At 70.2% G+C, this 25229-nt stretch carries 30 protein-coding genes, 2 pseudogenes and 1 riboswitch; of the genes and pseudogenes, 10 read left to right on the forward strand and 22 right to left on the reverse strand.

Features of this window, described 5'->3' with window-relative positions; genetic code table 11:
- The first annotated feature begins 9 nt into the window (after positions 1-9).
- From VR894_RS18145 to VR894_RS18155, 3 genes are read left to right on the forward strand one after another with little or no spacing between them, the layout of a single operon-like run.
- On the forward strand, positions 10-288 hold the full coding sequence (locus VR894_RS18145; protein ID WP_324653821.1) for a glutaredoxin family protein: 279 nt from the start codon (positions 10-12) through the stop codon (positions 286-288).
- Positions 289-302: 14 nt separating this feature from the next.
- Positions 303-1256, forward strand: coding sequence for a cytochrome c biogenesis CcdA family protein (locus tag VR894_RS18150; RefSeq protein WP_324653823.1), 954 nt, complete (start codon positions 303-305; stop codon positions 1254-1256).
- A complete protein-coding gene (locus VR894_RS18155; protein WP_324653825.1) occupies positions 1253-1882 on the forward strand; it encodes a peroxiredoxin family protein in 630 nt (209 codons plus the stop codon). Before VR894_RS18150 ends, VR894_RS18155 begins: the two co-directional genes overlap by 4 nt.
- Before the next feature lie 149 nt (positions 1883-2031).
- Here VR894_RS18155 and VR894_RS18160 read toward each other — a convergent pair whose 3' ends face one another.
- Both VR894_RS18160 and VR894_RS18165 read right to left on the reverse strand, forming a co-directional pair.
- A complete protein-coding gene (locus tag VR894_RS18160) occupies positions 2032-2526 on the reverse strand; it encodes a hemerythrin domain-containing protein (RefSeq protein ID WP_324653826.1) in 495 nt (164 codons plus the stop codon).
- A 90-nt stretch (positions 2527-2616) separates the two neighbouring features.
- Positions 2617-2865: a WhiB family transcriptional regulator gene (locus VR894_RS18165; RefSeq protein ID WP_324653827.1), complete on the reverse strand. Its 249-nt coding sequence runs from the start codon at positions 2863-2865 to the stop codon at positions 2617-2619.
- A gap of 165 nt (positions 2866-3030) precedes the next feature.
- On the opposite strand from VR894_RS18165, the gene fdxA reads away from it, so the two are divergent.
- Entirely contained in the window at positions 3031-3384 is a 354-nt protein-coding gene (fdxA, locus tag VR894_RS18170; protein WP_324653828.1) for a ferredoxin, read from the forward strand.
- 41 nt (positions 3385-3425) lie between these two features.
- On the opposite strand, the gene VR894_RS18175 is transcribed toward fdxA, so the two are convergent.
- The 11 genes from VR894_RS18175 to VR894_RS18225 all read right to left on the reverse strand — a co-directional run bounded on the left by VR894_RS18175 (position 3426) and on the right by VR894_RS18225 (position 13132).
- A complete protein-coding gene (locus VR894_RS18175; protein ID WP_324653831.1) occupies positions 3426-4124 on the reverse strand; it encodes a helix-turn-helix transcriptional regulator in 699 nt (232 codons plus the stop codon).
- A 35-nt stretch (positions 4125-4159) separates the two neighbouring features.
- A complete protein-coding gene (locus VR894_RS18180) occupies positions 4160-4579 on the reverse strand; it encodes a hypothetical protein (RefSeq protein WP_324653833.1) in 420 nt (139 codons plus the stop codon).
- A 910-nt stretch (positions 4580-5489) separates the two neighbouring features.
- Positions 5490-6455 carry a beta-propeller fold lactonase family protein gene (locus VR894_RS18185; protein WP_324653834.1) on the reverse strand — a complete coding sequence of 322 codons (966 nt, stop codon included), beginning with the start codon at positions 6453-6455 and terminating at the stop codon, positions 5490-5492.
- Positions 6456-7032: 577 nt separating this feature from the next.
- Positions 7033-8514, reverse strand: a complete 1482-nt coding sequence (locus VR894_RS18190; RefSeq protein ID WP_324653836.1) for a multicopper oxidase family protein — start codon at positions 8512-8514, stop codon at positions 7033-7035.
- Between the two features lie 3 nt (positions 8515-8517).
- Positions 8518-8775 carry an SHOCT domain-containing protein gene (locus VR894_RS18195; RefSeq protein WP_324653837.1) on the reverse strand — a complete coding sequence of 86 codons (258 nt, stop codon included), beginning with the start codon at positions 8773-8775 and terminating at the stop codon, positions 8518-8520.
- A 78-nt stretch (positions 8776-8853) separates the two neighbouring features.
- The gene (locus tag VR894_RS18200) at positions 8854-9030 is read right to left on the reverse strand and encodes a hypothetical protein (protein ID WP_181424671.1); all 177 of its coding nucleotides are present in this window, start codon (positions 9028-9030) and stop codon (positions 8854-8856) included.
- A 142-nt stretch (positions 9031-9172) separates the two neighbouring features.
- Positions 9173-9808 carry a DUF305 domain-containing protein gene (locus VR894_RS18205; RefSeq protein ID WP_324653840.1) on the reverse strand — a complete coding sequence of 212 codons (636 nt, stop codon included), beginning with the start codon at positions 9806-9808 and terminating at the stop codon, positions 9173-9175.
- A gap of 229 nt (positions 9809-10037) precedes the next feature.
- Positions 10038-10322: a metal-sensitive transcriptional regulator gene (locus VR894_RS18210; protein WP_416380870.1), complete on the reverse strand. Its 285-nt coding sequence runs from the start codon at positions 10320-10322 to the stop codon at positions 10038-10040.
- 97 nt (positions 10323-10419) lie between these two features.
- Positions 10420-12726, reverse strand: coding sequence for a heavy metal translocating P-type ATPase (locus VR894_RS18215; RefSeq protein ID WP_324653841.1), 2307 nt, complete (start codon positions 12724-12726; stop codon positions 10420-10422).
- A 32-nt stretch (positions 12727-12758) separates the two neighbouring features.
- Positions 12759-12893, reverse strand: a complete 135-nt coding sequence (locus VR894_RS18220) for a hypothetical protein (protein ID WP_324653842.1) — start codon at positions 12891-12893, stop codon at positions 12759-12761.
- A 14-nt stretch (positions 12894-12907) separates the two neighbouring features.
- Positions 12908-13132, reverse strand: a complete 225-nt coding sequence (locus VR894_RS18225) for a heavy-metal-associated domain-containing protein (protein ID WP_110853463.1) — start codon at positions 13130-13132, stop codon at positions 12908-12910.
- A 317-nt stretch (positions 13133-13449) separates the two neighbouring features.
- Between VR894_RS18225 and VR894_RS18230 the strand changes: the two genes are divergently transcribed.
- Entirely contained in the window at positions 13450-14055 is a 606-nt protein-coding gene (locus VR894_RS18230; RefSeq protein WP_324653843.1) for a TlpA disulfide reductase family protein, read from the forward strand.
- Between the two features lie 3 nt (positions 14056-14058).
- Complete coding sequence (locus VR894_RS18235; RefSeq protein ID WP_324653845.1) at positions 14059-14847, forward strand: cytochrome c biogenesis CcdA family protein; 789 nt, start codon at positions 14059-14061, stop codon at positions 14845-14847.
- 260 nt (positions 14848-15107) lie between these two features.
- On the opposite strand, the gene VR894_RS18240 is transcribed toward VR894_RS18235, so the two are convergent.
- The 6 genes from VR894_RS18240 to VR894_RS18265 all read right to left on the reverse strand — a co-directional run bounded on the left by VR894_RS18240 (position 15108) and on the right by VR894_RS18265 (position 19430).
- Positions 15108-15731 carry a DUF3105 domain-containing protein gene (locus VR894_RS18240; RefSeq protein ID WP_324653847.1) on the reverse strand — a complete coding sequence of 208 codons (624 nt, stop codon included), beginning with the start codon at positions 15729-15731 and terminating at the stop codon, positions 15108-15110.
- Positions 15724-16713: a hypothetical protein gene (locus tag VR894_RS18245; protein ID WP_324653849.1), complete on the reverse strand. Its 990-nt coding sequence runs from the start codon at positions 16711-16713 to the stop codon at positions 15724-15726. Before VR894_RS18245 ends, VR894_RS18240 begins: the two co-directional genes overlap by 8 nt.
- A 194-nt stretch (positions 16714-16907) precedes the next feature.
- Complete coding sequence (locus VR894_RS18250) at positions 16908-17063, reverse strand: hypothetical protein (protein WP_324653850.1); 156 nt, start codon at positions 17061-17063, stop codon at positions 16908-16910.
- Positions 17063-17863: a class E sortase gene (locus tag VR894_RS18255; RefSeq protein WP_416380871.1), complete on the reverse strand. Its 801-nt coding sequence runs from the start codon at positions 17861-17863 to the stop codon at positions 17063-17065. The genes VR894_RS18250 and VR894_RS18255 overlap by 1 nt, the downstream gene beginning before the upstream one ends.
- 41 nt (positions 17864-17904) lie before the next feature.
- Positions 17905-18324 carry a hypothetical protein gene (locus tag VR894_RS18260; protein ID WP_324653856.1) on the reverse strand — a complete coding sequence of 140 codons (420 nt, stop codon included), beginning with the start codon at positions 18322-18324 and terminating at the stop codon, positions 17905-17907.
- A 422-nt stretch (positions 18325-18746) separates the two neighbouring features.
- Complete coding sequence (locus VR894_RS18265) at positions 18747-19430, reverse strand: C40 family peptidase (RefSeq protein ID WP_324653859.1); 684 nt, start codon at positions 19428-19430, stop codon at positions 18747-18749.
- A gap of 144 nt (positions 19431-19574) precedes the next feature.
- Positions 19575-19749: riboswitch (cyclic di-AMP (ydaO/yuaA leader) on the reverse strand.
- 215 nt (positions 19750-19964) lie between these two features.
- Here VR894_RS18265 and VR894_RS18270 point away from each other — a divergent pair.
- From VR894_RS18270 to VR894_RS18285, 4 genes are all read left to right on the forward strand, one after another.
- The gene (locus VR894_RS18270) at positions 19965-20366 is read left to right on the forward strand and encodes a four-helix bundle copper-binding protein (protein ID WP_324653861.1); all 402 of its coding nucleotides are present in this window, start codon (positions 19965-19967) and stop codon (positions 20364-20366) included.
- A 146-nt stretch (positions 20367-20512) separates the two neighbouring features.
- Complete coding sequence (resB, locus tag VR894_RS18275) at positions 20513-22102, forward strand: cytochrome c biogenesis protein ResB (protein ID WP_324653863.1); 1590 nt, start codon at positions 20513-20515, stop codon at positions 22100-22102.
- Positions 22099-23064, forward strand: coding sequence for a c-type cytochrome biogenesis protein CcsB (ccsB, locus tag VR894_RS18280; RefSeq protein WP_324653864.1), 966 nt, complete (start codon positions 22099-22101; stop codon positions 23062-23064). The genes resB and ccsB overlap by 4 nt, the downstream gene beginning before the upstream one ends.
- A gap of 77 nt (positions 23065-23141) precedes the next feature.
- On the forward strand, positions 23142-23732 hold the full coding sequence (locus VR894_RS18285; protein WP_324653866.1) for a CueP family metal-binding protein: 591 nt from the start codon (positions 23142-23144) through the stop codon (positions 23730-23732).
- Between the two features lie 34 nt (positions 23733-23766).
- Here VR894_RS18285 and VR894_RS18290 read toward each other — a convergent pair.
- The 3 genes and pseudogenes from VR894_RS18290 to VR894_RS18300 all read right to left on the reverse strand — a co-directional run.
- Positions 23767-23907: pseudogene (locus VR894_RS18290) on the reverse strand (IS3 family transposase); the annotation flags it as partial.
- Positions 23908-24121: 214 nt separating this feature from the next.
- Positions 24122-24760, reverse strand: a complete 639-nt coding sequence (locus VR894_RS18295) for a methyltransferase family protein (RefSeq protein ID WP_110853471.1) — start codon at positions 24758-24760, stop codon at positions 24122-24124.
- An 18-nt stretch (positions 24761-24778) separates the two neighbouring features.
- A pseudogene (locus tag VR894_RS18300) lies at positions 24779-25117 on the reverse strand (signal peptidase II); the annotation flags it as partial.
- Positions 25118-25229 lie beyond the last annotated feature (112 nt).

A 25229-nucleotide genomic window follows, 5' to 3' on the forward strand; every position in this document is an offset into this window, starting at 1 on the left:
GAGGACTTCGTGACAGCCCAAGAGAGCCCGACCAAGGTGACCGTGGTTCAGGCGCCTGCATGCCACTACTGTGAGGACGCCGCTGCGGTTCTTGCCGAGCTCAGCGTGAGGTTCGCGTTGACCGTGCGGATGGTCGAACGCGACTCGGCCGAGGGACGGGAACTGATCGGCCGGCACCGCCCGCCCATGGCGCCGCTCGTCTTGGTCGACGAGGAGTTCTTCAGCAGCGGACGCCTCCCCCGGCGGCGGCTGGAGAAGCTCCTCCAGCTGCGCGCGGCCGCGGCGTGAGAAGGACCTGAGCCGTGGGAAGTGAGCTCCTGACCACCGGCAGCGTCCTGGCCGCCTTCTTCGCCGGCGCCGTGGCCCTGTTCGCTCCGTGCTGCATCGTCTTCCTCGCCCCCAGCTACCTGGCCGGGGCGGTGAAGAACCGCCGGTGGCGAATCCTGCCCCTGACCTTCCTGTTCGCCGCCGGCCTGGCGCTCGTGCTGGTCCCCATCACACTCGGCGTCAGCATGCTGTCCGGGGCCATCAACCAGTACCACACCCAGCTCTACTGGGCCGGTGGCCTGCTGATGATCGCCCTGGCCGGACTGTCCCTCTCGGGCACCATGTGGTCCCTGCCCCGCTTCCTGCGCGCACCGGACACCAGCCGCGGCGACGGCGCCAGCTTCTTCGCCCTCGGTGTCTTCTCCGGGATCGCCTCCAGCTGCTGCGCCCCCGTCCTGGCCGGCGTCATGACCCTGTCGGTGCTCTCCGGGTCCACCGCCGGAGGCGTGGCCCTGGGCCTGGCGTTCGTCTTCGGGATGGTCTTCCCCCTCTTCGTCATGGCCCTGGTCTGGGACAAGGCCCGCCTCGGGGAACGCCGCCTCTTCCAGGCACGGCTCATCAAGATCCGCCTCGGCGGGCGCGTCCTGGTCACCAACACCGTCAACCTCGCCGTCGCGATCGCCTTCGCCGTCATGGGCATCTGGGTCATCACCCTGGCCGGCAGCACCGAGATGACCGGCGGTGGGGCGGTGCAAAGCGCCATCGGTGACTGGCTCGCCACCACGCTGGGCCGCCTGCAGGACTGGCTCAGCCCCCTGCCCGAGCCCCTCCTCGGCGCGGGCCTCCTCGCCCTGGCAGGCGTGTTCGTGCTCTTCACCCTGCGCGACCGGCGCACCCGGACCCACCCGGCCACTGCCGATCCCGACACCCCAGCCGAGGCGCCCGCCTGCCACGCCAGCCACGACACCGAAGGACTGCCCACATCATGACCAGCTCCACCCTCCACCCCAGCGCGAAGGACCGGGTCCGGCACAAGCACGCCGAGGAGAAGGCCCAGGCCCAAGCAGCCGCAAGCAAGGCCCGACGCCGCCGGATCCTGGGGATCTGCGCGCTCCTCGCGATGGTCGCGGCCGCCATCTACGCCCTGGCCACCTCCGGAACGGCGAGCTCTGAGGAGACTCGCCGCGCCCCGGACTTCACCCTGCCCACCACCGCCGGGACCACCGTGACCCTGTCCGAGCTCCGCGGGGAACCGGTCATCCTGTACTTCAACGAGGGCGCCGGCTGCGCCTCGTGCACCGTGCAGATGGCCGAGATCGAGAAGGAGCCAGGCTTCGCCGAGGCCGGCATCACCGTCCTGCCGATCGTCATGAACACCGCCGAGCAGATCCGCCTCGACATGCAGCGCTACGGCGCCACCACCCCCTACCTGCTCGACGACGGCACGGTCTCCGAGGCCTACGGCACCCTCGGCACCGGCATGCACCCCGGAGTCCCCGGACACGGGTTCGTCCTCATCGACGCCCAGGGCAACCAGCTCTGGCAGGGCGACTACCCCTCAATGTGGCTCGAGCCGGCCCAGCTCCTCAAGGAGGCCACCTCGCGCCTGGACTGATGCGCCACAGCCGGTTAACCGCCGGCGTCCTGTCCTCCTCGGTGCGTCATCGCTCGATTTCCCGCCATCGCCAAGCTGACCTGAACCGCCGAGAGTCCGATGATGGGGGGCCGCCTGCGAGGGCGTGCGCGTCGGCGCCGCCCCAGACCTCATCGGTCCTGGTCGGTGCCCAGCATCTCCGGACGCCCGGCGATCAGGATCGAGACGTCGACCCCAGCCTCGGTCAGCGTGGGGATCAGCACCGTCTCTTCCTTCTCCATCCGCAGGACGAACAGCATCACCAGGGCTCGGGCCGACAGGGCAGCATCCAGACCCGTAGCAGCCTGATCGATGTGCTCGACCAGGCTCAGCAGCGACTTGTGGTCCAGCTCAAGTGCGGCCACCAGGGCATGCGCGCCAACGCCGCGCGCGACGTTGTACAGCACCATCTCCTCGGTCTGCAGATGCGCAAAGACCTCCCCGCGCAGGAAATCCACCAGCGCGCGGCGTGGCTGCTCGTGGTCCTGCCCGGCCGCGACCGCGTTGACCAGGGCGGCCTCCCGTGCGGCGAGCCCGGACCACAGCTCCGCGTGGTGGTGATGCGTCACCGAAGGTAGCGGACTGCCATCGCGGCGATTGCTGGGGTCGTGCTCTGCCTGACTCATACCAGTATTCACTAGCATCGCTGTGAAGAATGCAAGGGCAGTGCGCCCGGACCGGACCTGCTCGCGCCACCCACCGCCGTCGTCGCCCGCTCAGGCGACCCGACGTGTGCGCGTGGCGCGTCGCCGGAGCTTGCGTCGTTCACTCTCGGACCGTCCACCCCACACGCCGGTGTCCTGACGCGTCTCCAGCGCCCAGCTCAGGCAGGCGTCGATGACGGGGCACTGCCGGCACACCGCCTTCGCTTCCTCGACCTGAGCCAACAAGGGCCTGGCATCACCCACGGGAAAGAACAGCTCCGGATCCTCATGCAGGCAGGCTGCCTGGTGACGCCAGTCCATGACCACTTCCTCTCGGCATCGTGCCGGCTGCACGCGCATCAGGCCTCTCGCCGTCGGCAGCGCCGACTGCGATCTGAGGTCTGCGCGCGTCTAGTTTTTCCGAGTCATACTAGTATCTACTCGGAGGGACGTGAAGTCCGCCTCCCCGGCCGACAAGGAGGATCGATGACCTACGTGATCGCCGCCCCGTGTATCGATGTGCTGGACCGGGCCTGCGTGGAGGAGTGCCCGGTGGACTGCATCTACGAGGGCGAACGGTCCTTGTACATCCAGCCCGATGAGTGTGTGGACTGTGGCGCCTGTGAGCCGGTCTGCCCGGTGGAGGCGATCTACTACGAGGACGACCTGCCCGGGGAGTTCGAACCGTTCCTGGCGGACAACGCCCGCTTCTTCGACCAGGCCCTACCCGGCCGCAGCGAGCCGATCGGCTCTCCGGGAGGGGCCGCGAAGCTGGGCGCAGTCGGCGCGGACACCGAACTCGTCGCCTCCCACCCTCCGCAGGCAGCGCCGGCGTCTTGATCACGGCGTCTGCGGACCAGTGGTCACCGGAGCCGCCAGGTTCACACTGCCGGGGGCGTTGGGCCGCCAACGGTCAAGTGGGCCTCGCAGCCAGCCGGACTGGCGAAAGGGATGAGACGCTCCGCGCTGACTGGCGCGTTCAGCTTCTCCAGGGTCCCGCGCATCAAGCCCAGATGCACCGAGCAGACGACGTCTTGATGGGTCTGAGCGACCTCCAGGAACGGACAGTGGCGCTGCAGAATGATGGGGTGCCCATCGTCATCGTCGGCGCAGACCTCGGGGGCGAAACCGAGCTCGTCCAGGCTGGCGGTCAGTTCGGCTATCGCAGCAGCACCGTTCGTCACCGCTGCTGATACCTCTGTGCGCGACAAGCCCCAGGACCGTCCGGCCTCCTCTGCCATGGTGGCTGGATCCTGGTTCGCTCGGGTGACGAGCTGGGCCAGCACCTCAGCGAGCTGGCCGAAGTCCCGACGCCCCTGCTCGGCGTCGGGAACCGGGTTGGCGACATAGGCAAGCGGCGGGCGCCCGGGTTCGCCGCTGCGCCGCACGTGCCGGGAGACCAGCCCATCGCTCTCAAGTCGTTCCAGGTGGAAACGCACGGTGTTGGGATGCAGACCGGTGTGCTCGGCGACCTGCTGCACATTGCACCCCGCCGCTGAGCCGCGGAGCACCCCAAGGACACGCAGGCGCGAGGCAGTACGCGCGCGCTCCGCGCTGATGCTCGCCGGACTCCGCCTCACCCAGCCATAATCTCATCACCGGCCACGCACCGGTCTCAGTCTCGCTTGGCGGCAAGCTCCTCAACGACCAGGCCGAGCCCGCTGCCGAGCATGAAGACGTCCCGGGCGATGCCCATGCCGGCCGGCGCCGGACGAATCCCGTCATCCCGGGTCATCCCCGGCGTCTTGAGATACACCCGCATCAACGCTGCCGAGAAGCCGCTCAGCACGGCCGCAGCCGCCCAGGTCGGAACCATCGGGGCCAGCAGAGCTGTGCCCAGCGCGATCTCAAAGGCAGACAGCGCCTTGCCGAAGCGCACCGGGTCCACCTTCTTCAGGAACGGGAAGGCGTTGGCGGCCTGGTCCCGCAGCCCCGTGGCGCCCTCGGCGTCCAAGGAGCGCTTGGTCACCCCGGTGTTCAAGATGAAGGCCCCGCAAGCCAGGCGCGGCGGGACATGGTGGAGCTTGACTGCCATGACGATCCTCTCGGGTCCGGAAGACTTCCCAGTCGCCGCCGGACGTGTGCATCTCCCCGCCAGCGGCAAGGATTCTCCTGTGCGAAATTACACGATTCATACTCGGATAAATCCGTCACGGTGACAAGAGCGGCTCACGGTCACGGATGAGCGGGCAGATCCCTGAGCAGCGGCCAGGACGGGCGACCGGGGGCGTGCCGGGCGGCTCGAGCGTCTACGGTGCCTCGGCGGGCACCGGAAGCCAAGGTCTGGTAGCCGTCGCCGCTGCGGTAGACCCGACCTGCGAACGCGGCGAGGAGAAGTCTGGTCGTCGAGGTCGGGGTGAACGCCTCGGGGATGCCGTTCTCCGGCCCCGCTAGCACCCATGCCCCCCTCGCTCAGCCGCCACAGCCCTCCTGGCCGGGTCCGCCCCGGCCAGCGTCGTGCCCACCCCTCAGCGGCACCGGCCGGCACGTGATCGACGAAGGGCAGTGGGAGGGGTGGCTGGTTGTCGACCGCCTCGAAGGTCGCGTCAGCGTCTCGGCTGACCATCAAGAGCCGTCTTCGGTGGTAGCGAGCAGCGTGGCCAGGGAGGCCGGATCGGCGGCAACGTCCCAGGCGTCGATGCTGGCGCCCTGCTCCCACGTCAGCCCACCGCAGGTCAACAGCCTGCCGCGGACCGCCTTGGGCAGAACCCCCTGCGTCCGGGCCCTTCGCCCGTCAGAACGGACCGACGGCCGCGCCGTCGACCCCACCGTAGACGCCACGCCGAGAAGGGCGCGGGACGACGAATGGTCGACCACCCCGGAGACAGTGCGTGCCGGCTTGCGACGTTGGTCAGCATCCGCCTACCGGGACACCTGGACGGGTTCCGGTAGGCGGACGGGTACGCCGACGGCGATGAAGGGCGGAGCGCCGGTGCTCCACCCGGTCAGTGACCCTCGTGGCCGCCCTCAGCCTCGGTGGCGTAGTCAGGAACTGTGACCTCGGAGCTGGCAGGTGCGGATGCGGGCGGCTGCGAGCTATAGCTGATGCCGTTGGGCTTGTCGCCGACGGGCACGGTCGCCACCGTCTCGTTGGTGGTCAGGTCCACCACGGAGACGGTGCCGTCGTACATGTTGGTGACCCAGGCTCGCTGGTCACTCGGCTCGATGACGACGCCGTGCGGTCCGGCGCCGGTGGGGATGGTGGCTTCAACGGTCATGGACTCGGGGTCGATGACGGAGAGGGTGTCGCCCGGGGCATCCTCGGTGCCCTGGTCGGCGGAGAGCAGGCGGGTTCCATCTGCCGTGAGGTACAGCTGGACCGGCGGCGCGGAGACCGGCACCGATCCGATGACCTCCTGCTCGGCCAGGTCGACCTTGGCCACGGTGCTGGAGCCGGCGAGGCTGACATAGGCGTAACGCTCGTCGACGGCGACCTGTGCCGGGGACTCCCCGACCGGGATGGTCGCGGTGACCTCGTTCGTGGCCGTGTCGATGATGTCGATGGTCCCGGCGGTGGTGTTGGCGATGACGAGCGCGGCGCCGTCCGGGGTTGGCCGCAGCCCGTGCGGGCCGGCGCTGAGGTCGACGGTGGCGACGGGCTCGAGCGGGTCGGCGTCGAAGACGCTGAGCGTGTCCTCCCCGGCGTTGGTGACGTACACCCGCTGGCCGTCCGGGCTGAGCACGACGTGCGCGGGGCTGGGTCCGGTGGGTGCGGTTCCGGCCAGCTCGTAGGTCGCCGTGTCCAGTGCCACCAGCGCGTTGGCGTCGCCACTGACCGCCCAGACGCTGGTCCCGTCCGGACCGACCTGGAGGTTGTGCGGGCTCTCGACCCCCGAGATGGTGCTCACCACCTCCCCGGTGGCCGCATCAATGGCGGTCAGGGAGTCACCGTCCTCGTTGGCGACCCACACGGTACCGGTGACCGCACCCGTCCCCTCTTTCTGTGTCGCCTCCTCGGTTTCCGCCGGATCCTGCGGCGACGGTGCGGTGGTGGAAGGCTCAGAGGTTTCTGAGCCAGGGGTGCTCTGCCCGCAGGCAGCCAGCGTCAGTGCGGCCGTCACGGCGAGCACGGTCAGGGGCAGAGCACGGTGGTGGACACGTGAACGATTGAGCACGTTATTTCTCCTGGACTTGGCAGTGGAAAAGGCCAAGGACCACTCTGGAGGTCCGGTGTGGACGGCGGATAGCCGTTCGACGAAGGTTCGACCAAGGTCGGACGCGAACTGGCACGCGCACTGTTCGGGATGCCCATCGGTGCTGACGCACCTGTGGTGGACGCAGTGCACGCGGATGTCGCTTGACCAGCGGTCAGCACCAGCATCGGTGACTGTCGATGAGGTCGAGCTTGCGGCAGCTGTGCCCTCGTCGATGCCGTCCGCTCCCCGGCATTCAGGGCTGTGTGGTCTCAATCGTTCACTCGCCCGCATGCGTCCCGTCCTCCCGAGGAATGGCGGATATCCCGCGATGCGATGATGGCCGCCGGGCGGGTCAGCGGGTGTCGATGACCGCCATCATCCCGGCGTCTTCGTGGTCGAGGATGTGGCAGTGGTAGACGCTGCGGCCCGGGTGGTGGGTGAAGTCCACCAGCGTCCGGACCCGGCCGTTGGCGGGAACGTTGATGACGTCGCGCCAGACCGGCTCTGACACCGGCTCGCCGTTGTCCTCGACGAGTTGCATGGGCCAGACGTGCAGGTGGAAGGGATGGTCCATCGGCGTGGGGTTGGTGATGGTCCACTCCTCCACTGACCCGGCGGCGACCTGCTGGTCGACCCGGTCGGCGTCGAAGGCGCGGCCGTCGAAGCCCAGGTCCATCATGGTCCCCCTCCGGCCACGACCCATCATCCTCCCGCCCATGGTGATGGTGAAGGCGATCTCCCGCCGATCACTGAGCGGGCGGTCGCGCAGGTCCGGGTCTGCAGGTCGTTCGGGCACCGGTCCCGGGGCGGCGGCCGGGTCTCCGGAGACGACCATGGTGGCCAGGGTGGTAGGCCCGGACAGGTCCCCGCCGCCCATCATCATGCCCATCCCGCCGCGGTCATACCCCAGTGAACGCAGCTCGCTGGTGCCCGAGCGGGTGGTCACCAGCAGGTCCGCGCGGTTGCCCGGCGCCAGCAGGACCTGCTCGACCTCCCGGGCGGCGGGTTCGTGGCCGCCGTCGATGCCCAGCAACGCCAGCCTCTGCCCGGGCAGGGCCAGGCGCAGGTAGCGGGAGGTGCACGCGTTGACCACTCGCCAGCGTTCCCGTTCTCCCGGACGGGCGGTGAGCTCTGGCCGGAGCTGACCGTTGACCAGGACAAGGTCCCCTTCCCGGCCCATCATCACCTCCGGTGCCGATACCGGCGCGATCGCACCGTCGCGATCCAGCGTGATGTCCGAGACGATCAGGACCCGCTCCCGGCTGACCGGCACCTCATCGCCCTCCACGATCAGGGCGCCGTACAGCCCGCCGAAGACCTGGTCGGCCACCGTGCCGTGGCGGTGGGGGTGGTACCAGAACACCCCGGTCGGGTGGTCCTCGGGCAGGTCGAAGCGGTACTCGAAGGTCTGCCCCGGGTCGACGTTGATGAAGGGGTTGTCCCCGTTGTCCCGCGGGGAGACCAAGAGGCCGTGGGTGTGCAGGTTGGTCGGCATATCGAGCTCGTTGCGCAGTAGCACCTCGATGCGGTCCCCGGGACGCGCCCGCCAGGTCTGCCCCGGGACGGTGCCGTTGTAGGTCAGCACCCGGGCAGGACGCCCGGCAATGGTCGTCTCCCGTGGGGCAGCGACAAGCTCCACTCGCAGGAGCCCGCCCTGGCTGCGCATCACCGCAGGCTCGGTCAACGCCACTGATCCGTCTGCCGGTGGGCGCAACGTGGCCGGCCGGTCGGGCCAGGGAAAGCCAGTGCGGGACAGGCCCACCCCGCCGACGACCACACCCAGCGCCCCCAGCGCCCCGAGCCGGAGTGCCTCGCGGCGGGTGATCGGCTCCACCGCTCAGCCCTCTTGACCCTCAAGGCGCCGGCGCCGCTCGTCGTACTCCGTGGCGTCGATCTCTCCCCGGGCGTACCGCTCATCGAGAACGTCCAGCGCGCGGCTGCGCCCCCCAGGCCGCGAGGAGCGCTGCCCACCGCGGTCACCCCCGAACAGGAGCCGGATCAGCACCACCACCAGCACGACGACACCGACCACGAGCAGGAGTAAGAAAAACCAGCCCCAGCCCATTGCCCACGAACCCATGTCGTGCCATCCCATGCCATCTCCTCGGAGTCGGTTCCTGGCGCCGGAGGTTGTGCCTAGCCGGGCTTACACTTCCGGCCCTTCTACGCGTCCTCAGAGCGTCTCCAACAATTGCTCCGTCTCGCTGATCTCGGCCTGCTGGTCATCGATGACCTTCTGCGCCAGCTCCAGCGCCTCGGGGTTCTCCCCGCCATGGCCCACCGGCGGCTGCCGGTTCGCGGTGGCGGTGTCATCGACCGGTGGCGCTGCCCGGGACCGTGCACCCGGCAAGGAGCCCGCCCAGCGTCACCGCCGACAAGACTCGTGGGCCCAGGCGTGCGCGCACAGAGGCGTGGTCCTTTCGAGAGGCGACACGAGCCGGCGGACGAGCCTAGGGGGGAGTGTGGGCGGCTCGCCCGCCGGCGGATCCATGTCACAGGCCCTGGAGGAGCTCCTCCATCTCGCTGATCTCGGCCTGCTGGTCATCGATGATCTTCTGCGCCAGCTCCAGCGCCTGGGGGTTCTCCCCGCCGTCGAGTTCCTCCTGGGCCATGTCCACCGCGCCACGGTGGTGGGCGATCATCAGCTCCAGGAACCGCTGGTCGAACTCGGCGCCGGACAAGGACTCCAGCTCGGCCATGGCCTCTTCCTGGCTCATGCCCTCCATGTCCATGTCGCCGTGGTCCATGCCCTCCATGCCACCCGTCGGGGAGGTCTCCTCCCCCCAGGCCTCGAGCCAGGAGGTCATCTTCTCGATCTCCGGGCCCTGGGCTGCGGAGATCCGCTCCGCCAGGGAGCGCACCTCCTCGCTGTCGGCCTTCTCCACGGCCAGGTCGGCCATCTCGATGGCGCCCTCGTGGTGGACGATCATCATCTGGGCGAACATCGTGTCCGCGTCGTTATGCACGTCCTCGGCCTCCGTCTGCGATGGGCTGTCGGTCGTCTCCTCCGCGGCGGTGCCCGCGGCCGGCTCCTCCGGTGTGGTCTCCCCTCCGTCACCGCACGCGGCAAGGGAGAGGGTCAGCGCGATCCCGCCGGCAACGGCCGCGAGTCGGGTCCTGAGTGTCACGGAAGATCTCCATCTGCTGAGTCGGTCGACCGGGAAGCACAGGGCCCCGGTCGGTGTGGCAGGCCCACGATTGTGGGGGCTACGCGAGGCTAACCACGCGCACCCGGCGGGGACCAAGCGCTGGGAGCACCGCACAGCGAATCTTCGTCGAGTCTTCACCACGCCCCCAGACGGATCGGCCGCAGCCACCAGCACGCGCCCGCGGGCGGCACGGAGCGGCCCGGTACGGTCAGCTGCGAACCAGCCGGGCGATGGCGTCGGAGGCTTCCTTCAGCTTCGTCGCCTCCTCCTCACCGCCCGCGCGGGCGGCCTCCACCAGGCAGTGAGCCATGTGCTCATCGAGCAGCCCCAGCGCGAAGGACTGCAGCGCGCGGGAGGCGGCCGAGACCTGGGTGAGGATGTCGATGCAGTACTTGTCCTCCTCCACCATCTTGGCGATGCCCCGGACCTGCCCCTCGATGCGGCGCAACCGCACCAGGTGGTCCTCCTTCTGCGAGGTGTACCCGTTCACCATCTCCGCCACCACTTCTCAACCTCGGAATGTCCCAACACTCACATCATACCCGGTAGGGGTATGGGCGGGTGGGTGGTGCCAGCGGCACGGAAGGGCTCTAGGCCGTGGCAGTGACCGGCTCACCCGCCGCAGCGTGCGCGCCGCGGCCGGCGGGGGTGGCCGGGTCGATGGACACGGCCCGGAAGCCGCGCAGTCGCAGACTGTTGGTCACGACGAACACCGAGGAGAACGCCATCGCGGCCCCGGCGATGAGGGGGTTGAGCAGGGCGGCGACCGCCAGCGGGATCGCGGCGACGTTGTAGGCGAAGGCCCAGAAGAGGTTGCCCTTGATGGTCGACAGGGTGCGCCGCGACAGGCGCACCGCGTCCACGGCAGCGCGCAGGTCACCCCTGACCAGGGTCAGGTCCGAGGCCTCGATGGCCACGTCGGTGCCCGTGCCCATGGCGATGCCCAGGTCGGACTGGGCCAGGGCCGCGGCGTCGTTGACGCCGTCCCCGACCATGGCCACCACCCGCCCGGAGTCCTGCAGCTCCCGCACGACGCGGACCTTGTCCTGGGGCATGACCTCGGCGATGACCTCCTCGATCCCCACCTCGGCGGCGATCTGGCGGGCGGCGCGGGTGTTGTCCCCGGTGAGCAGGATCGGGCGCAGGCCCAGGCCCTTGAGCTCGGCCACGGCCTGGGCGGAGGTGGGCTTGAGTGTGTCGGCCACGATGAGGATTCCTCCGATGCGCCCGTCGCAGCCCACGGCCACCGCGGTGCGCCCGGCGCCCTCCGCCTCCTCCAGGACGGCGGCGAGCTCAGCGGGTAGTGGCTGGGCCGACTGCTCGGTCAGCCACCGCACCCGACCGGCGATGACGGCATGGCCCTCCACGGTCCCGGACACCCCCAGGCCCTGGGTGTTGGCGAAGGACTCCACGACCGGCAGGTCACCGAGCCGCTCGCGCGCCCCGGCGGCGATCGCGGCGGCGATCGGGTGCTCCGAGGCGTCCTCCAGCGCGCCGGCCAGCCGCAGCACCGTGTCCGGGTCGCCGCCGGCGGCCGGGACGACGTCCACCAGGCGCATCTGCCCGGTGGTGACGGTGCCGGTCTTGTCCAGCACGATGGTGTCCACCCGGCGGGTGGACTCCAGGATCTCCGGGCCCTTGATGAGGATGCCGAGCTGGGCGCCGCGGCCGGTGCCGACCATCAGGCCCATCGGGGTGGCCAGCCCCAGCGCGCAGGGGCAGGCGATGATGAGCACGGCAACGGCGGCGGTGAACGCCAGCTCGGCGCCCGCCCCGTAGCCCAGCCAGAAGCCCAGCGTCGCCACCGCCAGGGTGATGACAACCGGGACGAAGACCGCGGAGATGCGGTCGGCCAGCCGCTGGACGGGGGCCTTACCGGTCTGGGCCTCCTCCACCAGGCGGGCCATCTGCGCCAGCTGGGTGTCGGCGCCCACCCGAGTGGCGCGTACCAGGAGCCGGCCGCCGGCGTTGACGGTCGCCCCCACCACGCCGTCACCCGGTCCGACCTCGACCGGGACCGGTTCACCGGTGAGCATGGAGGCATCGACCGCGGAGGCGCCCTCCACGATGACACCGTCGGTGGCGATCTTCTCCCCCGGCCGCACGATGAACTCATCGCCCACCGCCAGCTGGTCCACCGCCACCCGCACCTCACGGCCGTCGCGGACCACGGCCACCTCCTTGGCGCCCATCTCCAGCAGGGCGCGCAGCGCGGCCCCGGACTGGCGCTTGGCGCGGGCCTCGAAGTAGCGGCCCAGCAAGATCGCCGTGGTCACGGCCGCGGCGACCTCGAGGTAGATCTCATTCGCGCCGCCACCCCGTTGGGGGATGAGGTGGAAGTCCATGCGCATGTCCGGGTGCCCCGCCCCGCCGAGGAACAGGGCGTACAGGGACCAGCCGAAGGCGGCCAGGACACCGACGCTGACCAGCGTGTCCATCGTCGCGGCGGCGTGCTTGGCGTTGACCCACGCCGCCCGGTGGAAGGGCCACGCCCCCCACACCACGACCGGGGCAGCCAGGGTCAGGGAGAGCCACTGCCAGTTGTCGAACTGCAGCGGCCGGAACATGAAGGCCAGCACCGGCAGCGTCAGGACCGCGCAGATGATCACCCGCCGCCGCAGCTCGGCCACGGCGTCGGGCTCGGCGTCCTGGGCACTGTCCTCGGCCGCGGGCGTCCCGGGCTGCTGGCGCAGCCGCGCGGTGTACCCGGTCGCCTCGACCGTGGCCACCGCCTCCTCCAGGGTGGAGCCCGCCGGCAGGAGGACCTTGGCCCGTTCGGTCGCGAAGTTCACGCTCGCCTCGACCCCGGGCATCCGGTTGAGCTTCTTCTCCACCCGGGCCGCGCACGAGGAGCACGTCATCCCGCCGATCTCCAGCTCGATGACCTGCTGACTCATCGACTCATCTCCATCCCCTTGGGCCGCCGACCTCAGTGGTCGGCGGCCTCCTCCAGCTCCACGACACCCGGGCCCCCGGCCCGGTCGGGCTCATCCGGACCGAGCACCGACCCCAGCCCGTAGCCCGCGCCCAGCGCCAGCGCCAGGACCAGGGCGAAGGCGGTCAACCGTGCACTGCTCCTCACGCAGGCGTCCCGGTGAGCTCATAGCCGGCCTCGTCCACGGCCGCCCGGACCTCATCCACCGGCACGTCACCCGCGCTGGTGACCGTGACCCTCGACTCCCCACCGGCGACCAGGTCAACCTCGACGTCCTGGACGCCGGTGATCTTGCCGACCTCCTCGGCCACGGAGCTGACGCAGTGGCCGCAGGTCATACCGGTAACGGTGAAGGTGTTGGTAGCCATGAGGGCCTCCCCTTTGATCGATGGTGCGTGCCACACCGGCACACCCCCTTTATACCCCCCAGGGGTAGCATCGACAACTTGCCGGGTTATGGTGCTGGCAGAGCAGGCAATGCCGCGCGACGCGCGGATTCCTGCGGTTCGGCGGGTAGCCCGCATCCGTCGGCGGCCGCGGACGGTGACAGTGAAGATTCGGTTAAGAACCACCCCGGCCCTCCCGGGGATGGGGAACTTCCGGCCAGGGCGGCGACGATGGTCGCCGGACCAGTGCAGCGATCAGTGAGCCCCCCGGCGGGCTCCGGTTGGAGAAGGTGACAAGCGTGAGACCCCCCAGGCGTCGGGCACCCCTCAGGCGCGTGCTCACGGCGGCCGCCCTGGCCACCGTCGTGGCCCTCAGTGGCTGTGCCGCCACCACCCAGGCCGACGCGGGACAAGACTCCGGCGCCGGCTACATCGCCGGAGACGGGTCCCTGGCGACCTGGGAGCCGCAGCAGCGCGACGGCGCCATCGACCTCCTCGGCCAGACCTACGCCGGCGAGGAGGTCGACCTGAGCCAGTGGCGCGGGGAGGTGGTGGTGGTCAACTTCTGGTACGCCGCCTGCCCGCCGTGCCGCGCCGAGGCCGGGGACCTGCGGGCCATCCACCAGGACTACACCCCCCACGGGGTGCAGCTGCTCGGCGTCAACCCCCGCGACGACGCCGCCACCGCCCAGGCCTTCGAGCGCACCTTCCAGGTCCCCTACCCCTCCATCCACGACCAAGGAGCCGCCGCCGTGGCCGCCTTCCAAGGACTCGTGCCACTCCAGGCCATGCCCACCACCGTGGTCCTGGACCGCCAGGGCCGGGTCGCCGCCCGCATCATGGGCCAGATCGACCCCACCACGCTGCGCGGCCTCATCGACGACACCCTCGCCGAGACGGCCTGAGCGATGTGGGACCAGCTCGGCTCCTTCTTCGCCAGCACCGTGCTCACCGGCCCCATGCTCGCCGCGCTTCCCGTGGCCGCGGTCGCCGGATTCATCTCCTTCGCCTCCCCGTGCGTGCTGCCCCTGTTGCCCGGGTACGTCGGCTACCTCTCCGGCATGGCCGGGGTCACCACCCCCGGCAGCCGCCTCGTCGGGGGGCAACAGACCAAGGTCCGTGACCGGCGGCTCCTGGCCGGGGTGCTGCTCTTCGTCGCCGGCTTCACCGCCGTGTTCGTACTGCTCGGCGTCATCTTCGCCTGGCTCGGGATCCTGCTCGCCCCCTGGCTCGACCTCACCACCCGCATCCTCGGTGGGCTCGTCGTGCTCATGGGCCTGGCCTTCATGGGCTACGTCCCACTCATGCAACGCGACCGGCGCCTGCACCTGACCCCCCGCCAGGGCCTGTGGGGCGCGCCGCTGCTCGGTGTCGTCTTCGGGCTGGGCTGGGCCCCCTGCATGGGCCCCACCCTGGCCGCGGTCCTCAGCCTCGCGTTCAGCGAGGCCGACCCCGCCCGCGGCGGGATCCTCGTCTTCGCCTACAGCCTCGGGCTGGGCATCCCCTTCATCGCCGGGGCGATGCTGCTGTCCCGCTCAACCCGGGCACTGGGCTTCCTGCGCCGCCACCGCCGCGCCTTCCAACGCCTCGGCGGTGGGCTGCTCGTCCTGCTCGGACTGGCGATGGTCACCGGGCTGTGGACCTGGGTCTCGGGCTACCTGCAGGGCCTCGTCGCCAACTTCCAGACCCTCGTCTGACCCCCGGGCGGCATCAGAAGGGCGATCCCGACATAGGCAGCAGCCACCAGGACCGCTTCGCGAACGCCGGGTCCGTCACCAGCCCGCCACGACGGCCAGCACGAGCGTCGACCAACGGCAGGGCGGGAGCTGGCCGGCCACCATCCCAACAGGCGACCACCCGGGGACACGACCGTGCCTGCCACCCTCCCCCACCCGCTGCAACCTCACGTCAAAGCTCTAATCCCATGCCGACGTGGGGTAGCCGCTCCCCGCCACGCTCAGGTGACGGGTGTCCCGATGCCACCGAAGCATGGTGCACCAGGCTCTGGCGTCTGGGGTCCCTGAAGGTACTCCCTCATGAACGCCTCCACCCGGGGATCGGCGACGTCGCTCACGGCGAGCTGTACACCCCAGGCGCTCAACAGCACTGGCGACTCCAGGCCCTCGTACGGGCTGAGCAGGGCGTAGTCCTCTTCCCGGACCATGTCCGCGAGGGCAGCGACCTGCTCACCCGCGAGGTCCGGGGAATAGGTGATCCATACCGCGCCGTGCTCGAGGGAATGCACCGCGTTCTCGTTCCTCACGGGTTGGTCGTACACGCCGCAGTTCTGCAAGACACCGTCATGGTCGCCACCCGCCGGTGGTGACATCGCGTACTCCACCGCGCCAGTCACGTGACCGGCGGAAAGGTCCTCGAACTCCTCCACGCCCTGGATCGCAGCCTCCGCCGGCCGCCGCGCCTCCCGCAGCAGCGGAACCGCTACTGCGGCGACGAGCCCCAGACAGATCGCCGCGGTCACGCCGCCGATGAGGTACTTCCGCCGCCGGTCCTTGCGCTTCTGCTCTGCGCGCATCGCAGCGACCCGGGCCGCTCGTTCCCGCGCCCGCTCCTTGTTACTCACGTCCGTGTCCCCTCTCCAGGGTGCCGATGGAAAGCCCGTGCCGCCAGCCTGACGACCGGGACGTCTGGATCTCTGTGTCCCCGCTCGAGCGCAGACCCGAGAGCGTCCGCGAGGTGTCCTCGCGACTGCCCAGTACGAGGAGGGCAAGCAGGACGCCGTAGACCGGGAGGTGGCCCAGAAGCTCGGTCGCCCCGAACAGTGCCAGGGTCGCCGTGAACGGGATCGCGGCCACGACGGCGACGACCTGCGGCAAGGCAGCCGAGATGACGAGGAGCCCGAACAGCAGCTCCACCGTTCCGGCGATCAACGCGAACAGGTCCGGGCTCACACCGAACGGACCGAGGAGGTTGAGGACCGGCACCTGGTCAAGCATCGTTCTCGCCATCTCCGGGTTGGCGAGCTTCTCCACGACTGCCAGGGAGATCAGCGTCGTTCCAGCGCCGAGCTTGAGTGCCAGGGTCGCTCGACGCAGCGCGGCCGCGTCCATGTCCCGCCGACCGCCATCCCTCAGACGCGGCGGAAGGATGAACAGGAACACCGCGATGCCGACCAAGACGGCCAGCGTTGCCAGGACCTCCGGGCCGTGGAGCACGGCCACAAGTGGCCCGGCCAGCACGATCGCGACGGCCGCCGGGCGGACGAGCACGCCGGCCACGAGGAGGACACCCACGACGGCCTGCGGCACGAGCAGGAGAGTCCCCCCGACGTCATCTGGCACGTGAATGCCGGGGTCGAGGATCGCGCGGTCGAAGGCAAGCACGAGGAGGCTCACGCCCAGGTGCGCGGCCAACAGACGCGGCACCCACGGGACCAGCCCTGAAAGGTGGCGCGTCGGCGTGAGAGCGCGCAGCTCGGGAACCGGCAACCGGGCGGCGAGCACGCGCCAGCCGACCGCCACGAGCACGGCGACCGTCACGCCGACCAGGACTCCCGGTCGCAAGAGCGCCGAGAGGTCGACCGGATACGCGTCCGGGTCGCTCACGAACCACTCCTGGTGGGCGGCCGCGGGGCTCGGCAGTCCAACGATCACAGCCGTGGCGGCGAGCACCGGAGCACCACGGGGGACAAGGCGGGATGGGGTCACATCGCTCCTGGGAGAGTGGTCGGCGATCACGACTATAAGGACCGCGACGTGGTCCGCTGTCGACGCGTCCTGCGGCACGGGCACCGGTGTGGTCACCCGACCGTGTTGGTGAAGAGCCCGATGTCGTCCGCGATGGAGGGGAAGACCCAGGTGAAGAGCGCCGCCACGGCAACCACGGAGAGAAGCACCGCCTCGATCGCCTTGAGCCAGCGCGGCCCGGGCAGCGTCCTCCAGATCGCGGCGTACATCAGGGTTCCTCCATGAGCTGTGCAGGTGCCCCGCCCGCGCGGGGGTACCACTCGGTGAGCTCTCCGTGGGTGATCCAGCGCTGCGCGGCGGAGTAGAGCGGGTGGCACGTCGTCAACGTGATGAGACGTCTGGTCGGTTCCACCCCGGGCTGCCCTGGCACCGGGGCGACGACATCGACACGGTCCGGGGTCACGATGTAGTCCTCGGTGACGCGGTAGACGAACCACCCCTCTGCGGTCTCCACGACGATGGGGTCCCCGGGTCGAAGCTCCTCGACGTGACGGTAGGCAGCGCCGAAGCTCTGCCGGTGTGCAGCGGTGGCGAAGTTGCCGACCCCGCCGGGCATCGCGGTCTCTGGGTAGTGACCGATGTTGCCCTCGTTCAAGACGGTGGCCACGTCGACCCCCTCGGCGACGGGAACCGCGTAGTCCTCCCCCCACCTCGGCACGTAGACGATGCCGAAGACGTCCGTCGCGCCGGGAGGCGTCACGGCCGGCGGAGGCTGATCGCTCGGCGTCGGGTTCTCCGGGGCAACGGAACGGTCGGGTTGTGTCTCACGCCCCGTCGCGCCGCCGATACTGGCCCGAAACTGCTCGACCGTCGCCTCCTGCTGCTGTCCGGCGACGACATCTGTCCACCACAGCTGCCACACGACGAACAGGGCGACCAGGACACCGAGCGTCAGCATCACCTCTCCGACGACACCGACGGCGCGCATGCCGATGGACGGCCTCCGCCCCGGACCGGACCCGGTCGGCCCCGAGGCAGCGGGGCCAACCGGTGCGCCGACGTCGGACAGTTCACGAGCCGAAGCGACGTCGGGCTCCGGGCGGCCCGTCCTCACGGTTCGTGGTGAACGTCGTGGTCGACGGAGTCGGTGACTTCGGGTGCCGCCGGCTCGAACGACGCACTGATCTGCGGGCCGATGACGAACGAGGACAGTGCGAACATGCCCCCGAACAGCGCCAACGCGATCACAGGCGCCCACCAGCTGGCGAAGCGACGCTTGAGCTTGACGAGCATCGGCACCGACGCGACCAGCCCCAGAAACCCGAAGAGGGCCGTACCGCCCGCACCGGCCACCAGGGCGGTGCCCACAAGAGGACCCGCGTGGTGCAGGAGGTGGGGTGCCAGCCCGACCACGCCACCGACCGTCCCGGTGATGACCGTCCATACCGTCCTGCGGGGCTTCTCACGTGCCACGTCAAGCTGTGCCGCCGACACGGGGTCGACCGCTGCCGAGTGTGCGACTGCCGTCATGACCACAACGTCCTCCACCTGGTGGAGGATTTCGGCAAAGGAATGATTAACGATCGATGTAGCGCGCCACCAGGCACCGGCGTTGCCGATGGTAGGTAAGAGACGTCGACCGCTTCGTCAGGGGTGGGTCGGAGCAACCGCGACGAAGTCAGGGGCGGATAGGTGCTACCGGACGGGCCGTGCCTGATGAGCGAGACGGGACGGTGCGCGCAAGGGACCGATGTAAAGCCTCGTGATCGCCGACCTGCTCAAACCGGTGGATCTGGGCAGGAGGGCGGTGCGACACCGCGCCGAGAGCCGTCAGCCAGACGACGCCTTCGGGGCGGGGAACTGTCGGCACGGTGAATGTGTCGGGCCCGCCACGGAGAAACGAGTGGTGGTCCGCAGCCAGTGCCGGCTGCGGACCACTCGTGGCGCGGTGCTCAGCCCACCCGGATGAACGTCGGGTTGGGCTTGTAGATGTCACGCACCGACAGCGGGTTACCCGGGCTGAAGGCCGCGATGTACTGCCCCCCACCCACGTAGATCCCCACATGCCCGGGCCACCACACCAGGTCACCCGGCTGGGCCTGGGACGCCGAGACCTGCGTGCCCGCGTTGCGCTGCGCCGCCGAGGACCGCGGGATGGAGATACCCGCCTGGGCGTACACGTACTGGGTGAACCCCGAGCAGTCAAAGCCCGCCGGGGTCGACCCACCCCACACGTACGGGGTGCCGATGTACCGGTAGGCGATGTCCAGCACCGCGTTGCCCGACGTGTTGGCCGGCGCGGCCTCGGCGCGGGGCGCCGAGCGTGACGCCGACGTGGTCTCCCGCTCGGTGACGGCCGCCGTCGACGTCGCCGCCACGGCGGCCTGCCCCTGCGGGATCGTCAGTACCTCACCGACAATGATGAGGGCCTGCGCGTTCAGCCCGTTGGCCGCGATGATCGCCGAGATGGTGCTGTCGTAGCGCTGCGCCAGCTTCCCCACGGTGTCCCCCGACACGACGGTGTGGGCGACCTCGCCGACCGCGTCGCTGGCCTGCGTGCTCGCCGCCGCCTGGGTCTCGACCACCGGGGGGTCGGGGTGGACCGGCTCCATCGCGGAGGCGGTGGTGGTGGCCATGGTCAGCACCAGGCCGGAGGAGGCCGCGGCAAGCGCGGCACGGCGCGCGGCCGGACCCGTCAGGCACGGACCCAGCGATGAGAAAACGGTGACGGGACGGCCCTCGGCGCGGTGCCGTCCACGGGTGTGGCTAGTTGTCACGGGTAAACCTCTCCAGGGCGCCTACGAGGTCAGCTGTCGGGTTCGGGTAGGAGCACACCCGGCTCAGGCATCGAGCTTCACCCCAAGGACCTGCACGCAGGCCCACATCGGGTTCCCCGTCCCTGCCACGGACGATCGAGGACCACGGTGCGGTGGCAGGGCTCGGCGTCCGCACGCGGGCTTCCCGTGAAGGGGGACGAGAAGCAGGAGCGACGCTACACACGCCCACCCCCGGATCACGATTCGATAACGGCCCTGGGGGAAGACTTCATCAAACCTTCATCGTCATCGCCCGTTCCTGCGGCTGCGTGGCCACGGCAAGCCTCGTAACGTCGCAAGCCCGCACCCGTCATGACTGTCCGCGGGGATAGCGACTGACGAAGGAGCAAGACCATGAGAACCGCCGAGATGATGAACACCTACCCCGCCGAGATCAACCTCGACCGGGACCTGCTCGCCCGGGTGGTGGACACCCTGGCGGCCTGCTCCCAGGCCTGTACCGCCTGCGCCGACGCCTGCCTCAGCGAGGACATGGTCGACCAGCTGCGCAAGTGCATCCGCACCAACCTCGACTGCGCCGACATCTGCGACACCACCGCCCGGGTCCTGTCCCGGCACACCGGCTACGACGCCAACCTCACCCGCGCCATGCTCCAGGCCTGCATCCAGGCGTGCCGCTCCTGCGGGGACGAGTGCACGGCCCACGCCGGGCACCACGAGCACTGCCGCATCTGCGCCGAGGCCTGCCGCGCCTGCGAGCAGGCCTGCACCGAGCTCCTCGCCGCCATCGGCTGAGGACCCCCGCAGCACAGCCGGCCGCCACGCGGTGACCGGCGCCTCTTAACCGAACCTTAACCGGCATTCCCGGCCTTTCCGGGCGGTGGGTTAGCGTCCCTGAGTGTGTGCAGATCCCCGGTCATCGGCTCCGTGAGGGCGGTGTGATGGCTTACCGTCCCGCCGGTCTGCGAACCATGGACGAGGCGCAGGACATGCCGCCCCAGTCCCCGGCCCCCGCCGGGATCGGTGTGCGCGGCTGGCTGCGCTGGGCGTGGCGCCAACTCACCTCCATGCGGGTGGCGCTGCTGCTCCTCATGCTGCTCGCGCTGGCCGCCCTCCCCGGCGCGTTCATCCCGCAGATCCCCCAGGACCCCGCCGGCGTTGCCACCCTGCGCGCCGACCGCCCCCAGCTCGCCACCTGGCTCGAGCGCGCGGGCCTGCTCGACATCTACGCCGCGCCCTGGTTCGCCGCCATCTACCTGCTGCTGTTCATCTCCCTCATCGGCTGCATCCTGCCCCGCACCAAGGCACACATCACCGCGCTACGCGCGGCACCCTCCCGCGTCCCACACCGCCTGACCCGCTTCCCCGTCCGGGACACGCACACGACCACCGCCACCACCGAGGAGGTGACCCGCGCGGTGCGCCGTGCCCTGGGTCGCCGCTTCCGGGTCGCCGTGACCCCCGAGGGCATCAGCGCCGAACGCGGCTACCTCCGCGAGACCGGCAACATCGTCTTCCACCTGGCCCTCGTCGGGGTCCTCGTCGCGCTCGGCGCCGCCCAGATGATCGCCTACCGCGGACAGGCCGTCGTCGTCGAAGGGCGCACCTTCGCCAACTCCCTCGTCGACTACGACACCTTCACCCCCGGGTCCATGGTCACCGGCGACGACCTCGCCCCCTTCACCTTCGGCCTCATCGAGCTCACCTCCCGGTTCACCGTCGACGCCCAGGCCCGCGACTTCGCCGCCCGGGTCGTGGTCACCGAACCCGACGGGCAGCGCTACGAGGACACCATCCGGGTCAACTACCCGATCAACGCGGCCGGCGCGAACATCTACCTCGCCGGCAACGGCTTCGCCCCCCACCTCACCGTCCGCGACGCCCAGGGCCAGGTGGCCTTCTCCCAGCCCGTCCCCTTCCTGCCCGAGGACGACTTCTACACCTCCCGCGGCGTCGTCAAGGTCCCCGACGTCTCACCCGGCCTCGAGCAGCTCGGCTTCACCGGCTACCTGCTGCCCACCGCCATCGCCGAAGAGGACGGGCTGCGCTCGGTGCACCCCCAACCCAACGCCCCACTCATCGTGCTCGACCTGTACACCGGTGACCTCGGCCTGGACCAGGGCATCCCGCAGAACGTCTACCAGCTCGACACCGACAACATGACCCAGGTGATGGACGGCGAGGAGGAGGTCAAGATCCTCCTCGCACCCGGGGAGGAGGTCGAGCTCCCCGACGGGCTGGGCACCATCTCCTTCGACTCCCTGCCCCGCTTCGCGGCCATCGACCTGCGCTACGACCCCACCCTCACCCTCCTGCTCGTCTCCGCCCTGGCGGCCATGGCCGGCCTGTCCGCCTCACTGTTCGCCCCCCGCCGCCGGCTGTGGGTCAAGACCACCCAGGACGAGGACGGCCACACCCACGTCGAGGCCGCCGCCCTGGCCCGCGGCGACGACCCCGGCCTGCAGCGCGAGCTCCAGCGCGTCATGACCGCGGTCCGGGCCACCGCCCCCACCACACCGGAGGACACGTGAACGACCTCGGCCAGCTCAGCCTGCTGGCGATCTACGGCGCCATGGCCGCCTACGCCCTCGCGATGATCGCCTTCGGCATCGACCTGTCCGCGCTGCGCGACCGCGGCCCCGCCAGCCGGCCCCGCCGCGCCGCCCGCGTCGCGATGACCACGACAACCGCCGGACTGGCCCTGCACGCCCTCGGCGTCCTCACCCGCGGCATCGCCGCCGGCCGGGTGCCCTGGGCCAACATGTACGAGTTCACCCTCGTCTTCACCCTCGTCGCCGTCACCACCTTCCTCGCCATCCAACGCTGGCGCGACCTGCGCTACCTCGGCGCCCTGGTCATCACCCCAACCCTCCTCGCCCTCGGGCTGGCGGTGACGGTGTTCTACATGGAGGCCGACGGCGTACGCCCCGCCCTGGACCACTACTGGCTCGTCATCCACGTCTCCGTGGCCACCATGGCGATCGGCGTCTTCGCCGTCGCCGCCACCCTGTCACTCGTCCAGCTCGTCAAGGACCGCGCAGAGCGCACCGCCCCGACCAGCCACAAGCAACCCGCCGCCGCCCTCACCGGGGCCCCCACCGGCACAAGTCGGCCCGCACCCTCCGGTGACCACCCCGGACCAGCGGACCGCGGGTTCTGGGGCCGGCTGGCCGACGTGCTCCCGGCCTCCGGGGAGCTCGAGCGCTACGCCTACCGGCTCAACGCCGTCGGCTTCCTGCTGTGGACCTTCACCCTCATCGCCGGCGCGATCTGGGCCGAACAAACCTGGGGCCGCCCCTGGGACTGGGACCCCAAGGAAGTCGGCACCTTCGTCGTCTGGGTCACCTACGCCGCCTACCTCCACGCCCGCGCCACCCGCGGCTGGGACGGACGCAAAGCCGCCTACCTCGGCCTGTCCGGCTTCGTGCTCGTCCTCATCAACTACTTCGTGGTCAACCTCTTCACCGAGACCGTCCACGGCTACGCCTTCTAACCCCGTCCACCGGCCCGCCGCCCCGCCTCATCCCGTTTGCCCCGCGCGGACACCGGGCAACCACACAGGAGCAGAACGTGAAACGACTCGCCGCACTCATCGGGCCCCTCGCCCTCGTCCTTACCGGGTGCTCCACCGCGGACACCAATACCGCCACGGGCACGGACACCGCGCCCGCAGCTACGGGCGCCCAGGTGGAGTTCCTCGACGCCCACGGCCTGGCGGGGATGGACGTCACCGAGATCATCGACCACCTCGACCGGCTCGGCGGCGCCGACCGGCCCACCGACCTCATGGCCTCCATCCGCCCCGACGAGCTCGTCTTCTCCGACGGGCAGCAGGAACTGGCCATGGCCATGCCCGAGGACCGCTTCTACCTGTCCGTGGCCCCCTACGTGGACCAGACGCACGAGTGCTTCTACCACAGCCTCACCACCTGCCAGGGCGAGCTCACCGACCAGGACCTCGACGTGCGCATCACCACCGACGACGGTGAGGTTCTCCTCGAGGAGGAGATGACCACCTTCGACAACGGCTTCGTCGGCCTCTGGCTGCCCCGCGACGTCCACGGCACCATCGAGGTCAGCCACGACGGACGGAGCGGTGCCACCGACTTCACCACCACCGACGACGGCGCCACCTGCCTCACAACCCTCCAGCTCACCTAACCCGGGACTGCTGCACGGAAGGTGACAGGTTGGGTCACGCTGCCTGAGGGGCTGGCGTGGTCATGATGGTCTCGTACTCGATGGGGGTCAACCGCCCGAGAGCGGCCTGCCGTCTGCGGTGGTGGTAGGTGCGCTCGGTCCAGGTCACGATCGCGATCCGGAGTTCTTCGCGGGTGGTGTTTCACGCGATGCGTTCCACTGGCACGAAGGTGCCCGGTGTGGTGCGGCCGCTAGGTCTCATAGTGCAGCGTTGGCTGTACCGTACCTTCTTGCCCGGGCACCACGGCCACCGCGTTACGCGGCGTGGTGAGGCGCGGGCCGCCGGTCTGGGGTGTCGTCATCGGTGCTGCCCCACCCATAAAGGGTCACCAGCTCTCAGGCGATCGGGGTCATTCGTCGGCTTGGGAGGGATGCGGGGCGAGGGTGCCGAGACCGGGCAGGAACCGGCCGACCCGCTGGGCGTAGCGGGCGTAGGCGGGGCCGTGGGTGCGCAGCAGGTAAGGCTCTTCGACGAGGCGGACCTGAATCTCCACGGCGAGGAGCAGGCAGACCAGCGCCGCGACGGTCACCGCCGTGGTGACCAGGAGGGCCAGTCCGAGCAGGGCGGTGAGCATCGCGGTGAAGATGGGGTTGCGCACCACGGCGAACATGCCGGAGGTCACCAGGCCGGTGCGCTCGGTGGTGTCCACACCGATGCGCCACGAGGCGCCCATGCCCGCCTGGGCGGCCAGCACGCCGACGAAGCCGGCGATCGCCACGGCCAGGCCCGCCCACTGAACGCCGGCGGGCAGGGCGATGGGGGCAGTGGCGCCGGTAAGGGCCAGGGCGGGGCCCGCGGCGCCGAGCACGAGGGCTGCGGCGAAGAAAATCCCGCCCCACCACTCGGCCGATCCGGGGGCGCCGCTGAGGCCGCGGAAGCCGGTGGAGCCGGTCCGGCGCCGGTGGATCCAGGAGCGCGCACCGAACGCCGCCACCAGGCCGGCCAGGAACAGGGTCAGTGCCGCAGCGGCGGCGGTCTCAGCGGTCATGGGTTTCCTCGGCTCGAGTCACAGTTCTGCGGCCGTCGGGTTCTCGGTCCTGTCACCGCTCGTGAGGGCTGCCACCATCAGGGTTATGGCCCCACCAGTGATGTAGACGTCAGCGAGGTTGAAGGTGGGGAACCAGCCGGTGTGGAGGTAGTCGGTCACGACGCCGTCGGAGGCACGGTCGATCAGGTTTGCCACCGCCCCTGCCAGGATGACGGCCAGTGGGAGCCACGTTGAGCGTGTCGCGGTGCGGGTGGCACGCCAGGCGAAAACGGCCACCGCGGTGATTGTGAGCCCAGTGGTGGCGAGCACGACACCGGCTGGCAGACGAGCGCCGAGACTGAAGGCCATTCCGGCGTTGAAACCGAGCCGAAGGGGACTGCGTCACCTATCCGTGCAGCAGTCCCTACCGGTAATTGACGTATGCCTGGCCACGGGATGCCCCTGGGGTGGCCGGCCGGCGGGGCCAGCG

The organism is Georgenia sp. H159 (assembly GCF_035607575.1).
Classification (GTDB): domain Bacteria; phylum Actinomycetota; class Actinomycetes; order Actinomycetales; family Actinomycetaceae; genus Oceanitalea.

What these genes read in the sequence shown, in the direction of transcription:
- VR894_RS18225 (WP_110853463.1), bottom strand. Translation starts at nt 13,132, where the DNA reads ATGGCTACCAACACCTTCACCGTTACCGGTATGACCTGCGGCCACTGC.
- VR894_RS18160 (WP_324653826.1), bottom strand. Translation starts at nt 2,526, where the DNA reads ATGAGTCAGGCAGAGCACGACCCCAGCAATCGCCGCGATGGCAGTCCG.
- VR894_RS18195 (WP_324653837.1), bottom strand. Translation starts at nt 8,775, where the DNA reads ATGGGATGGCACGACATGGGTTCGTGGGCAATGGGCTGGGGCTGGTTT.
- VR894_RS18265 (WP_324653859.1), bottom strand. Translation starts at nt 19,430, where the DNA reads ATGGCCACCACCACCGCCTCCGCGATGGAGCCGGTCCACCCCGACCCC.
- VR894_RS18235 (WP_324653845.1), top strand. Translation starts at nt 14,059, where the DNA reads ATGTGGGACCAGCTCGGCTCCTTCTTCGCCAGCACCGTGCTCACCGGC.
- VR894_RS18270 (WP_324653861.1), top strand. Translation starts at nt 19,965, where the DNA reads ATGAGAACCGCCGAGATGATGAACACCTACCCCGCCGAGATCAACCTC.
- VR894_RS18155 (WP_324653825.1), top strand. Translation starts at nt 1,253, where the DNA reads ATGACCAGCTCCACCCTCCACCCCAGCGCGAAGGACCGGGTCCGGCAC.
- fdxA (WP_324653828.1), top strand. Translation starts at nt 3,031, where the DNA reads ATGACCTACGTGATCGCCGCCCCGTGTATCGATGTGCTGGACCGGGCC.
- VR894_RS18180 (WP_324653833.1), bottom strand. Translation starts at nt 4,579, where the DNA reads ATGGCAGTCAAGCTCCACCATGTCCCGCCGCGCCTGGCTTGCGGGGCC.
- VR894_RS18250 (WP_324653850.1), bottom strand. Translation starts at nt 17,063, where the DNA reads ATGTACGCCGCGATCTGGAGGACGCTGCCCGGGCCGCGCTGGCTCAAG.
- resB (WP_324653863.1), top strand. Translation starts at nt 20,513, where the DNA reads ATGGCTTACCGTCCCGCCGGTCTGCGAACCATGGACGAGGCGCAGGAC.
- VR894_RS18165 (WP_324653827.1), bottom strand. Translation starts at nt 2,865, where the DNA reads ATGGACTGGCGTCACCAGGCAGCCTGCCTGCATGAGGATCCGGAGCTG.
- VR894_RS18260 (WP_324653856.1), bottom strand. Translation starts at nt 18,324, where the DNA reads ATGACGGCAGTCGCACACTCGGCAGCGGTCGACCCCGTGTCGGCGGCA.
- VR894_RS18210 (WP_416380870.1), bottom strand. Translation starts at nt 10,322, where the DNA reads ATGGTGAACGGGTACACCTCGCAGAAGGAGGACCACCTGGTGCGGTTG.
- VR894_RS18215 (WP_324653841.1), bottom strand. Translation starts at nt 12,726, where the DNA reads ATGAGTCAGCAGGTCATCGAGCTGGAGATCGGCGGGATGACGTGCTCC.
- VR894_RS18295 (WP_110853471.1), bottom strand. Translation starts at nt 24,760, where the DNA reads ATGACCGCTGAGACCGCCGCCGCTGCGGCACTGACCCTGTTCCTGGCC.